General features: G+C 68.0%; 10 protein-coding genes. 1 reads left to right on the forward strand and 9 read right to left on the reverse strand.

What is annotated here, in order from left to right; genetic code table 11:
• Positions 1-46: 46 nt before the first annotated feature.
• From CKO28_RS11150 to CKO28_RS11185, 8 genes are all read right to left on the reverse strand, one after another.
• A complete protein-coding gene (locus tag CKO28_RS11150; RefSeq protein WP_242480495.1) occupies positions 47-493 on the reverse strand; it encodes a c-type cytochrome in 447 nt (148 codons plus the stop codon).
• A 142-nt stretch (positions 494-635) separates the two neighbouring features.
• Entirely contained in the window at positions 636-2,471 is a 1,836-nt protein-coding gene (locus CKO28_RS11155) for a methanol/ethanol family PQQ-dependent dehydrogenase (RefSeq protein ID WP_200340856.1), read from the reverse strand.
• 479 nt (positions 2,472-2,950) lie between these two features.
• Positions 2,951-4,093 (reverse strand): pyrroloquinoline quinone biosynthesis protein PqqE, encoded by a 1,143-nt coding sequence (gene pqqE, locus CKO28_RS11160; protein ID WP_200340857.1) that lies wholly within the window; start codon positions 4,091-4,093, stop codon positions 2,951-2,953.
• A gap of 445 nt (positions 4,094-4,538) precedes the next feature.
• The gene (gene pqqA, locus CKO28_RS11165; protein WP_200340858.1) at positions 4,539-4,628 is read right to left on the reverse strand and encodes a pyrroloquinoline quinone precursor peptide PqqA; all 90 of its coding nucleotides are present in this window, start codon (positions 4,626-4,628) and stop codon (positions 4,539-4,541) included.
• A 115-nt stretch (positions 4,629-4,743) separates the two neighbouring features.
• On the reverse strand, positions 4,744-5,589 hold the full coding sequence (fghA, locus tag CKO28_RS11170; RefSeq protein ID WP_207168801.1) for an S-formylglutathione hydrolase: 846 nt from the start codon (positions 5,587-5,589) through the stop codon (positions 4,744-4,746).
• A 49-nt stretch (positions 5,590-5,638) separates the two neighbouring features.
• On the reverse strand, positions 5,639-6,748 hold the full coding sequence (locus tag CKO28_RS11175) for an S-(hydroxymethyl)glutathione dehydrogenase/class III alcohol dehydrogenase (RefSeq protein WP_200340859.1): 1,110 nt from the start codon (positions 6,746-6,748) through the stop codon (positions 5,639-5,641).
• A gap of 308 nt (positions 6,749-7,056) precedes the next feature.
• The gene (gene hmuQ / locus CKO28_RS11180; RefSeq protein ID WP_200340860.1) at positions 7,057-7,368 is read right to left on the reverse strand and encodes a heme-degrading protein HmuQ; all 312 of its coding nucleotides are present in this window, start codon (positions 7,366-7,368) and stop codon (positions 7,057-7,059) included.
• A gap of 270 nt (positions 7,369-7,638) precedes the next feature.
• Positions 7,639-8,160, reverse strand: a complete 522-nt coding sequence (locus CKO28_RS11185) for a tetratricopeptide repeat protein (protein WP_200340861.1) — start codon at positions 8,158-8,160, stop codon at positions 7,639-7,641.
• 149 nt (positions 8,161-8,309) lie between these two features.
• Here CKO28_RS11185 and CKO28_RS11190 point away from each other — a divergent pair, with 149 nt between their 5' ends.
• Positions 8,310-9,410: a M14 family metallopeptidase gene (locus CKO28_RS11190; protein WP_200340862.1), complete on the forward strand. Its 1,101-nt coding sequence runs from the start codon at positions 8,310-8,312 to the stop codon at positions 9,408-9,410.
• 216 nt (positions 9,411-9,626) lie between these two features.
• Here CKO28_RS11190 and CKO28_RS11195 read toward each other — a convergent pair whose 3' ends face one another.
• Complete coding sequence (locus CKO28_RS11195) at positions 9,627-11,222, reverse strand: IS66 family transposase (RefSeq protein WP_200340863.1); 1,596 nt, start codon at positions 11,220-11,222, stop codon at positions 9,627-9,629.
• Positions 11,223-11,307: the final 85 nt, after the last annotated feature.

The raw sequence follows: 11,307 nt of genomic DNA on the forward strand, positions 1-11,307 counted from the left end.
GCCGCCTTGGCGCCAGCGTTTGCGGTTCAGGGATGAACGACATGGTCTAACGGATGCGTTCGGGCCGTCCGGGACCGATCGCGCCGTCGGCCCGGGCTTGCAGATAGCCCCAGATGTCGTTGATGTGCTGGATGACGTTGGGATTGGTCCCGAACGCCGGCATCACGCGGTTGCGGCTGCCGCTTTCGATGTTCTTGCCGTTGACCACGACGTTGACGAATTCCGCGTAATCCAGTTGCTCCACGCTATCCATCAGGGCGGGGGCAAAGCTGGATCCGGTCCCGCTCGGGCCATGGCAGCGCGCGCACGCGCCGCCGTAGCGGCGGTAGCCGTTGTAGGTCTCGAAGTCCACCTTGCCGTCGCGGATGTTGTAGGGATTGGTCTGCGGGTCCAGCGCCGGGAGATCGGCGGTCTTGCCGTCCGCGCTTGCAACCGAGGCGGTCGCGCACAGCAGCGCGCTTAGAACAACGTATTTAGGCAGCTTGAGGGGCATCGTTTCACCAATAGAACCCGATTGATTGCGGTCTCCGGGAACGCACGCGGCACAGGCGCACCGCCGGCCGCACGCGAGGGGTCAGGGGGCCCGCGACCGGGCCACCCTGACCGTTCCCGTGGTTGGACTGGCCGGCGCCGGATTACCGGCTGGCGAGTTCCTCGGGCAGCTTGAACACCGTCAGCACACCACCGAGCTGGGTGTACTGCGACAGCTTCGAGTGCGCGCCCACGGCGCCCAGACCGGCCTGCGGATCGGTCAGACCGGCGGCCATGCCGATCCCCGGCCAGCCACCGACACCCGAGAGAACGGCGATGTGCTGCGCGCCGTCGTGCACGTAGGTGTTGATGTTGCCGATGATCCCGGACGGGGTCTTGAACTTCCACAGGATCTCGCCGGTCTGCATGTCGGCCGCCTTCACGTAGCCCTCGAGCGTGCCGTAGAAGACGACGTTACCGGCCGTCGCGAGCGCGCCGCTCCAGACCGCGAAGCGCTCCGGAATCGACCACTTGATCTCGGCCTTGATCGGGTCCCAGGCGATGAAGTTGCCCATGCCGCCGTGGGAATTCGGGGCTGGGAACATCGACACGGTCGCGCCGACGTACGGCTGCCCCGCGACGTACTGCACCTGGTAGGGCTCGTAGTCCATGCAGATATGGTTGGTGGGCACGTAGAACAGGCCGGTCTCCGGCGAGTAGGTCGCCGGTTGCTGGTCCTTGGTCCCGAGCGCCGCCGGGCAGATGTTCTTGGTGATCGTGTTGGTGCCCTGGGCGAAGGTCGACTTCTCCTCGTTGACCTGCGGCCGCCCGGTCTCCATGTCGACGTGGCTCGCCCAGTTGACCGTGGGATCGTACTTCTCGGCCGACAGCAGCTCGCCGGTGACCCGGTCCAGCACGTAGGCGAAGCCGTTGCGGTCGAAGGTGACCAGCAGCTTGCGCTGCTCGCCGTCGATCTCACGCTCGATCAGGATGTTCTCGTTGACGCCGTCGTAGTCCCACTCGTCGAACGGCGTCTTCTGATACACCCACTTCGCCTCGCCGGTGTCGATATCGCGGGCGAAGATGCTCATCGACCACTTGTTGTCGCTGCCCTTGCGGGTGCCGTCGACAGCGCGCTGCTCGGGGTTCCAGACACCCGGGTTACCGGTCCCGTAATAGACCGTCTCGGTCTCGGTGTCGTAGGTGAACCAGCCCCAGGTGGTGCCGCCGCCGCGCTTCCATTCGTCGCCCGGCCAGGTCTTCACGCCGAGGTCCTGCTCGCCGATCGGCTCCCCCATCATCGTGGTCTCTTCGGGGTCGATCTTGACGTCCGCGTCCGGCCCGGTTGACCAGGCGCGCCAGGCCATCGACCCGTCGTCGATGTTGTAGGCCGTCAGGTGGCCGCGCACGCCGAACTCGCCGCCGGAGATCCCGACCAGCACCTTGTCCTTGGCGACGACCGGGGCCGCGGTCAGGCTCTCACCCTCGGTGTGGTCGCCGTTTTCCACGCTCCAGACCGGCTCGCCGGTCTTGGAATCCAGCGCGACCAGGGTGTTGTCCGCCTGGGCCAGGAAGATCTTGCCGTCGGCGTAGGCGATGCCGCGGTTGACGGTGTCGCAGCACATTACCGGGATCACGTCCCGGGGCTGGCGCGGCTCATACGCCCAGATCACCTCGCCCTGGTTGTCGAGGTCCAGCTTGTAGACCTTGTTCGGGAACGGGGTGTGGATGTACATGGCGTCGCCGATCACGATCGGGCCGCCCTCGTGGCCGCGCAGCACGCCGGTCGAGAACTGCCAGGCGACCTGCAGCTTACCGACGTTGGATTTATCGATCTCGTCGAGCTCGCTGTAGCGGTGGCCCTTATAGTTGCCGAGCTGCATGGCCCAATTGCCGGACTTGCTTTGCAGCTTCTCGACTTCCTCGTTGGCCTGGGCGGGGATCCCGACGCCGAGCACGGCGACGCATCCCGCGGCCGTCAATAGCCGTCGCATCTTCATGAGCCTCTACCTCCTCTGTTGGACCGGCCCTTATTATTCTTGTCCGGCGCGCGTCTGGCGCAAAACGGGTCCGGCACTCACACAACCGATGCCGCCGGCAACAAGGTCACCAAACCGTTGTCATCGGCCTAATCGCCAGTCATTCGTGGCATCGCACAAATTTTCATGTAGCGTTCTTATTGCAGTGCAGCAAAAACCTGCCTGTATGACCAAGATATCATAAAAGAATTGTGGGGCAAGATTGATTATAAGCGCAGTTTACCCCGAAACGGTGCTGGAATTCACTGGGGCCGTTCCGGCTGACATTCCGACGCGCAAGAATGCCGGATCGGCTGCCTGGGACCGCCGTCCACCCCTCTTGGGGTAAGTGGAAATCCCGGAAGGCCGAACCGGCCTGCTGGCTGAATTTCGCTCTAACTGCTTGGAGAGAGAGCAAGATACCGCTGAAAGGTGGTTGCACCTGTCAGCGGTATCTTGCCCTACCCGCCACTGGCGCTGCCGACGACGTCCTTCTGGCGCAGCGTCCGATAGCGGAAGCGGTCGGCGCCGGCGGTGGACTCGCCCTCCGCGAGCGCGACCATCCGGTCGTGGTGCGGGGACAGGCCGCAGGCCGGGTCGGTCGCCGCCGCGTCGCCGGTCAGCGCGAACGCCTGGCAGCGGCAGCCGCCGAAGTCGATCTCCCGCCGGTCGCAGGAGCGGCACGGCTCGGGCATCCAGGCGGTGCCGCGGAAGCGCTGGAACGCCGGCCCGTCCGCCCAGATCTCCGGCAGGCGGCGCGCGCGCACCGTCTCGAAGGTCATGTCGGTGATGCTCTCCGCCGCGTGGCACGGCAGCACCTTGCCGGTCGGCGTGACGTTCAGGAACTGCCGGCCCCAGCCGCCCATGCAGGCCTTCGGCCGCTTGGCGTAGTAGTCGGGCACGACGTAGTCGATCGCGAGCACGCCCTTGAGCCGCTCTTCGGCCGCGGCGACCACCTCGTTGGCGCGCGTGACCTGCTCGGGCGTCGGCATCAGCGCCGCGCGGTTGGCGTAGGCCCAGCCGTAATACTGCGTGTGCGCGACCTCCAGCCGGCGCGCGCCCAGCTCGACCGCGAGCTCGATGATCTCGTCCAGATGGTCCAGGTTCTGCCGGTGCACGACCGCGTTGACGGTGAGCGGCAGGCCGGCTTCCCGAATCAGCCCGGCGACCTCCAACTTTTTCTGGTGCCCGCCGGCGTAGCCGCCGATCCTGTCCGCCGTCTCCGCCCGGCTGCCCTGGATCGACAGCTGCACGTGCTCCAGCCCGGCCTCGGCGAGCGCGGCCAGCCGGGCCTCGTCCAGCAGCACCCCGGCGGTGATCAGGTTGGTGTAGATCTCGTTCGCCCGGCAGCGCGCGATCAGCTGCTCCAGGTCGCGGCGTACCACCGGCTCGCCACCCGACAGGTGGATCTGCAGCACCCCCATCGCCGCGGCGTCGTCGATCACCCGCAGCCACTCGTCGGTCGCAAGCTCCGCTCGCGCGCCCGACAGCTCCAGCGGGTTCGAGCAGTAGGGACACATCAACGGGCAGCGGTGGGTCAGCTCGGCCAGCAGGCCCAGCGGCGGCCCGGGCGGCGGGGTCGGCGGCGGGGTCGGTTCGGTCATGACGCCGGATCTCCCGCTGGTGTGATAACTGCTCGCCGTCCGGGGCCGCGCGGACGTGCGCGGGGCGGCGTTTTACACAAGGCGACCGCCTGCGCCCGTCGGCCGTCGGTGGCGGCCACGCAGCAGCCAGGCACCGCATCACGGCCCGGCCCAAGCGCACCTGACCGAGTAACGCTCCCCGACCGGCCCGGCTCTCTACCTCACGCGCGTCACACGCGCACGCCAGTCCAAAACGGATGTCGCGGGCCCGCCGCGCATCAACCTGGCGCGGGCGGAGGCCGCGGGCGGCCGGTTTCGACCGCCCGCGTTCCGCGCCCACCGGGCAAGATCGCGCCGGCGGCTTAGCGACCGCCCGGGTGATCTCCGCCCGATCGCCCGGACGTCAGGGCAAGCTTGGAGACAAGCTTGGAGGTGAAGGTGGGTTGGACCTTCAGCGCTCGACGCCTTAGCGGCTGCTCTGGGCGCAAGCGTAAGCGTTGATCTCCATGCCCACGGCGATCTCAACGACTTTCGGGGCCGTCCACGTCTTCTTCATGACTGTTTACCTCCCAATCCATGATGAGGGTCGACGTTAGCAGCGAAACGACTGGGCCGCAAACAACACCGGGAGACGCGGTACACACGTGCGGACGTTGCCGTGCACGGCGCGCCTACAGCCCCAGCGCCTGGGCGTGGTGGCGCAGGTGGTCTTCGACGAACGTCTGGATGAAGTAGTAGCTGTGGTCGTAGCCCGGCTGACGGCGCAGGCGGTAGGGCTGGCCGGCCTGCTCGGCGGCCTGTTCGAAGCGCTCCGGCTGCAGTTCGCGGGTCAGGAACTGATCCGCCTCGCCCTGGTCGATCAGGATCTCGGCCTCGCTCGCACCCGACTTCACAAGTTCGCAGGCGTCGTGGCGGGCCCAGGCCGCGCGGTCGTCGCCCAAGTAGCCCCGGAACGCCTTGTCGCCCCAAGGCACCTGCGTCGGCGCCACCACCGGGGCAAAGGCGCTGCAGCTCCGATACAGCTGCGGGTGCTTGAGGTGCAGGGTGAGCGCGCCGTGGCCGCCCATCGAATGGCCCATGATCCCGCGGCGCCGCGGGTCGATCGGGAAATGCGCGGCGATGATCTCCGGCAGCTCGGAGGTCAGGTAGCTCTCCATCCGGTAGTGCTGCGCCCAGGGGGCCTGCGTGGCGTCCAGGTAAAAGCTGGCCGCGCTGCCGAAGTCGTAGGCGTGGTCCGCCCCCGGCAGGTCGACGCGCGGACTGGTGTCCGGCATCACCAGGACGAGGCCCAGCGCCGCCGCGACGCGCTGGGCGCCGGCCTTGATGGTGAAGGTTTCCGGCGTGCAGGTCAGGCCCGCCAGGTAGGTCACCACCGGCAGCCGCGTACCGTCGCCCGCCTGCGGCGGGGTGTAGACCGCAAAGCTCATGTCGCAGGCGCACGCCTCGGAGCGGTGCCGGTAGAATCCCTGCACGCCGCCGAAACACAGCTGCTCGCTCACCGTCTCGATGGCGGTCATGCGTCTGTTCCCTTCACGGGGTTGGCTGGAAGTGCGGGGCGCGCGGCGATCAGTAGACCACGACCGAGCGGATCGACTTGCCCTCGTGCATCAGCTCGAAGCCGTGGTTGATCTCGTCGAGCGACAACGTGTGGGTGATCATCGGGTCGATCTCGATCTTGCCCTGCATGTACCAGTCGACGATCTTCGGGACGTCGGTGCGCCCGCGCGCGCCCCCGAAGGCGGTGCCCTTCCAGGTCCGCCCGGTGACCAACTGGACCGGCCGGGTGGCGATCTCCTCGCCCGCGGCGGCGACGCCGACGATGATGCACTCGCCCCAGCCCTTGTGCGCGCACTCCAGCGCCTGGCGCATCAACTTGACGCTGCCCACGCATTCGAAGCTGTAGTCCGCACCGCCGCCGGTCAGCTCGATCAGATGCTGCACCAGGTCGCCGCCGACTTCCTTCGGGTTGACGAAGTGGGTCATCCCGAAGCGCTCGCCCCAGGCCTTCTTTTCGTCGTTCAGGTCGACGCCGATGATCTTGTTGGCGCCGACCATGCGCGCGCCCTGGATCACATTCAGGCCGATCCCGCCCAGGCCGAACACCACGATATTCGACCCCGGCTCGACCTGCGCGGTGTTGACCACCGCGCCGATCCCGGTGGTGACGCCGCAGCCGATGTAGCAGACCTTGTCGAACGGCGCGTCCTGGCGGATCGGCGCCAGCGCGATCTCCGGCAGCACGGTGTAGTTGGAGAAGGTCGAGCAGCCCATGAAGTGGTGCAGCTTCTTCCCGCCGATCGAGAAGCGCGAGGTGCCGTCCGGCATCACCCCCTGGCCCTGCGTGCCGCGGATCGACTGGCACAGGTTGGTCTTGGGGTTGAGGCAGTACTCACACTCCCGGCACTCGGGCGTGTACAGCGGGATCACGTGGTCGCCCTTCTTGAGGTGCCGCACCTCCGGACCGACGTCGACCACGACGCCCGCGCCCTCGTGGCCCAGGATCGACGGGAACTGGCCTTCCGGGTCGGAGCCCGACAGGGTATAGGCGTCGGTGTGGCACAGGCCGGTCGCCTTGATCTCGACCAGGACCTCGCTGTCCTTCGGGCCCTCCAGATCGACCTCGGTGACCTCCAGCGGCTTACCTGCCTCGTACGCGACCGCGGCACGGGTTTTCATGACCCAACCCCCAACATATTTGAAGTGTGTTTATGCCGGCTAACCTGCCACACGGGCGACGGCCGTCCAACGCCTAATATCCGCCCGATCCCAGGCGCCCGGGAATCGCGACCGGCCGCCCACACGTGAGCCTTGCCGGGGTCGCGCGTGCGCCGGCCGTGGGCGGCCGCGCCCCGGCCAGCAGTCCGGCGCGTACAGCTAGAGCAAGATGCTGAAACGTGAAGCCGCCTTTCAGCATCTTGCTCTCTCTTCAAGCAGTTAGGGCAAAATTCACGATCAAGGTCGGCTCGATCTTGATCGATTTTGCTCTAGGTGATGTCGTCGACCGTGTCGAAGCCCTCGAACCGCGGGCGGTCGAGGTAGATGTGCTTGTGGTCGCCGGCGTTGGCGTGCGCCTTGCGGAAGGCTTCCGAGCGGGTCCAGGCCTCGAAGCTCTCCCGGTCAGTCCACATGGTGTGCGAGGCATACAGCGTGTAGTCGTCCGTCTGCGGGCCGCGCAGCATGCGGAATTCCAGAAACCCGGGCGTGCCCGCCAGCTTGGACTCGCGCTGCCGCCAGATTTCCTCGAACTCCGCCTCGTGGCCGCGCTTGACCTGAAACCGGTTCATGGCGATGAACATGACGGCGGCTGGCTCCCTCGTTACCGACGTTGACAGCTTGGCAGAGCGCGGCGGCGGGTGCCCTCTCCCTCACTGGAAAGAGCGGGACAGGGTGAGGTCGCTCTGCACGGTCGTGAAACCCGCCGGCGCCGCCTTAACAGCCGTCGGCGCGTCGAACGCCGCGGGCGATCACCTCCCCCTGTCCCCTTTCCTCCCTTGGGGGAGGAGAGGGGACCCGCCGGGATGCCATGGCCTCTCGGACGAAAACCTAACCGGGCAGGCGTGCGCGGCCTAGAGGTCGCGGGCGTCGAGTTCGGACTTGAGCGCGCGCACCCGGAACTTCACGCCCGGCTGGTGGGGGTGGATCTGCAGCGACGCCTCGAATGCCTCGAGCGCCATTTGCGGCTGGTCGAGCGCGAGGTAGCACAGCCCGCGCCCCGAAAGCGCGCCGAAGTGGCGCGGCTCCAGGGTCAGGGTGCGCCGGATGTCGGCGAGCGCCCGCTGGTAGTTGCCGATCTGGTAGTTCACCGTGGCCCGCGCGTTCCACGCCTCGGCGAAGTCGGGCGCCTTGCGCACCGCGTCGTCGAAGGCGATCAGGGCACCGGTCAGGTCGTCGTCCTGCAGCGCCTCCCGGCCCTGGCGCAGCAGCGCCTCGACGTAGCCGCTCGGGTGCTGGAACCAGATCGACCAGATCCGCGCGGCGATCGCCTGCGCCTGGCGGCGGCTGTCGGCGGCCTCGAGGCGGTCGAACAGGCCGTCCAGGCGCGGGTCGTCCTGATCCGCCTGGACCGGTCCGGCGCTTAGAAGTGACAAGATCAAGGCAACTGTTGAGAGACGTCGCATAGTCATCGATTATGGCGCGCTGGCGGGCGCTGGCCAGCCCCGATTTCCCGATCGCGCCCGCCGCGGCGATCACACCTTATCGCCTGCCTGCAACCAGTCAGGGTAGCGAACCGGCCGACATGAGCGAGCGCGAGCCCACGCCCGACCAGGTGTTTCCGCGCGACTACCGCGATGCGCGCAGCCGCTTCCTGCGCGCAAGCCGCGCCCACGACGGCGTTCTGGAAGAGTTGATGAACCCGGCGACCGCGCCCGACGGCAACCCGGTGTTCACCGACCTCGCCTGGCACGGGCCGGCTGAGGCCGACCGGGTGCTGGTGACGATCTCCGGCACTCACGGCACCGAAGGTTATCCGGGCACGGCCGCCCAGCTCGCCTGGCTGACCTCCGGCGGCCTGCCGGACGACGTGGCGCTGCTGCAGGTCCACGCGCTCAACCCCTACGGCTACGCCTGGACCCGGCGGGTGACCGAGGGGAACGTCGACCTCAACCGCAATTTCGTCGACCACGACCGGCCGCACCCGCAGAACCCGGGGTTCGAGGCGCTGTTCCCCTACCTTTGCCCGCGGACCTGGGACGAGGAGACGATCCAGCGCTGCGACGCGGAGATCGAGCGGTTCGCCGAACAGCACGGGACCCACGCCCTGCAGAAGGCGATCTCAGGCGGGCAGTACCAGCACCCCGACGGCATCTTCTACGGCGGCACCGCGCCGGTCTGGTCCAGGCGAACGCTGGAGACGGCGGTCGACGGCGCGCTCGGGCACGCGCGCCGGGTCGCGGTGATCGACCTGCACACCGGCCTCGGCCCCTACGGCCACGGCGAGCGGATCGTGCTGCACGACCCGAACGGCGCGGCCTACCGGAACGCCCAGGCGTCGTTCGGCGACGACTTCGCCTGCCCGGCCCTGGGCAACTCGGTCGCGACGGAACTGCCGGGCACGGTCCTCGAAGCGATCGAGACGCGCCTGCCGAGCGTCGATCTGGTCGCGACCGCGCTTGAGTTCGGCACGGTGCCGACGCCGGAGGTCCGCCGCGCCCTGCGCGCCGACAACTGGCTGCATCTGCACGCGCCCGAGGGGTCGCTGGAGGGCGAGACCGGGCGCAAGATCAAGACGGAGCTGCACCGGGTGTTCGTGCCCGACGACGAGGACTGGCGCCGGGCGGTCCTCAAGCGCTCGCTGGAGACGTTCGACGCCGCCACGCAGTGGCTGCGGCGGGGGTAGACGGCGGGTTGCCGCCGCTGGCGTAAACGGGCAGGCGCGCCCGTGAAGGGTCCTTCGACACGGGGCGCCTGGGGTGCCCCTACTCAGGATGAAGAGTTAGGCTTTTCAGGCCCTTCCATCCCATCATGGTACCTTGGGCAAAAGCCCGGGCGCGCGGCAGGGCGCGGTCCGACGCCCTCCAATCGGTAGTTGTCGGTGCGGTAGGGAGATTTCGGCTCAGGTCGGCGCCCGGGCTCGGATGAGGTCGGGCAGCGGCGGGACGTCCGGGGCGTCCGGGATCGCGAGCCGATCGCCGAGGTAATCCCAGAACGAGACGCCCAGCTTGTCGCAGGTGGTCATCAGACCGAGGAAACCGTCCCGGCAGTCGCGTCCGCGGTCGCTGACGGTGCCGCCGGAGAGCTTCCGGCGGGTGACCTGGCAGCGGATATCGCGCTCCGAACCGTTGGTGTGCAACGGGATCTCCGGCCGCTCCAGGACGGTAAGCAGTTCGTTCTTCCGCGCGTGCAGCCGGCGCAGCAGCCGGTCCAGCGGGGCGAGCCCGGTACGCCGGTTGAACAGCCGGTCGAACCGCTTCTTGAGCTGCGCCTTCCGCCGGGCAGTGGGCGCCTCGGCGTAGAGCTTCAGGTCGGCGTAGAACCACCAGATCAGCCGGCGGACCCAGTCGACGGCCTTGCGCTGGGCAGCGTTGAAGGTATCCAGGCCGTTGACCAGACGCTCGGTATGGACCCAGCAGAGTGCGTGGTTGCCCACCCGGAACTGTCCCGCGTCATCCGAGAGGATCACCGCGTCCAGCAGCAGGCCGTGCTCGATCACCGCGCCCCAGAGCGCGCCTTCGGTGGTGATGCGCACCGGATCGGGCTGCACGCGCGCTTGGTCCAGGCCAAGCGCGCTCAGGTGCGCCTGCCAGCTGGCCGCATCCGGGAAGTATCTCGGTCCCTGGGCGAGCCGGGCGATCACCCCCTCCGGCAGGTTGCGCCCGCGCATGTAGGCGAGCGCCTCGGCGTTAATGACGTAGTCCGTGTGGCCGGCGCGCAGCAGTTCCAGGAAGTTCTGCCTGCTTTTGGAAAAGCGCGTGAGGAAAGCGGTGAACCGGTCGTCGCCGATCTGGGTGCAGTAGCCGTTGCGCGCCAGATGCCGGGCGCCGGTGTCGTCGACGCTGATCCAGGAGGCCGTCGCCAACCCGGCGTGCAGCACGTCCTGGGATTCGGTGAGGAAGTTCTTGGCATCGGTGTCGTCGAGCAAACGGCGCACCTGCCGGCGGTCGATGTCGATGCCCAGATCGCGCAGCTGCGTGGTGAGCCGCGGGATGGTCATCTGCCCGCGGTGGTACAGCGCCACGATCAGGCGCCGCAGATCGCCGCCGTAGTGGCCCTGGACGTGACCCGGCAGGTCCGCCGTGAGCGTACGCCCATCGGGGGTCAGCCAGCGCTCGCGGCGATACCGAACGGTGCGCGCCTGGATCACCAGCTCCTGGACGACGTGATCCTGATAGCCCTTGAACCGTGACCCAGTGGGCAGACCGGCCGGCTGCAGATGGCGGTCCTCGTCGATGGTCAGGCGGCTGCGTTTGCTGCCACGCCCGGGCTTCTTGCTCTTGGCCTTCGGCTTCCCGGCGCCGCGGCTCTGCGCCTTCTCCGCCATACCGCTCGGCTTCACATCGGGCCGCGGCGGCTTGCCCTTGAGCCGGGCGTTCTCGTCGCGCAACGCGGCGTTCTCACGCTCCAGCGCGTTCACCCGCTCAAGGAGCGTCTGCACCAACTCCTTGAGGTCCTCGTGCGAGGCGTTGTCCAGATCTGGCGGGACGTCGGCCATACCCCGATGCAACCAGAGTAGAGTCCTGAAGACAACCCGTGATGAGTCTCGCCTTACGCAGCGCCCGGGAAGATGCCCCAGTTAC

It is taken from the genome of Rhodovibrio sodomensis, assembly GCF_016583645.1.
Taxonomy (GTDB): Bacteria; Pseudomonadota; Alphaproteobacteria; order Kiloniellales; family Rhodovibrionaceae; genus Rhodovibrio; species Rhodovibrio sodomensis.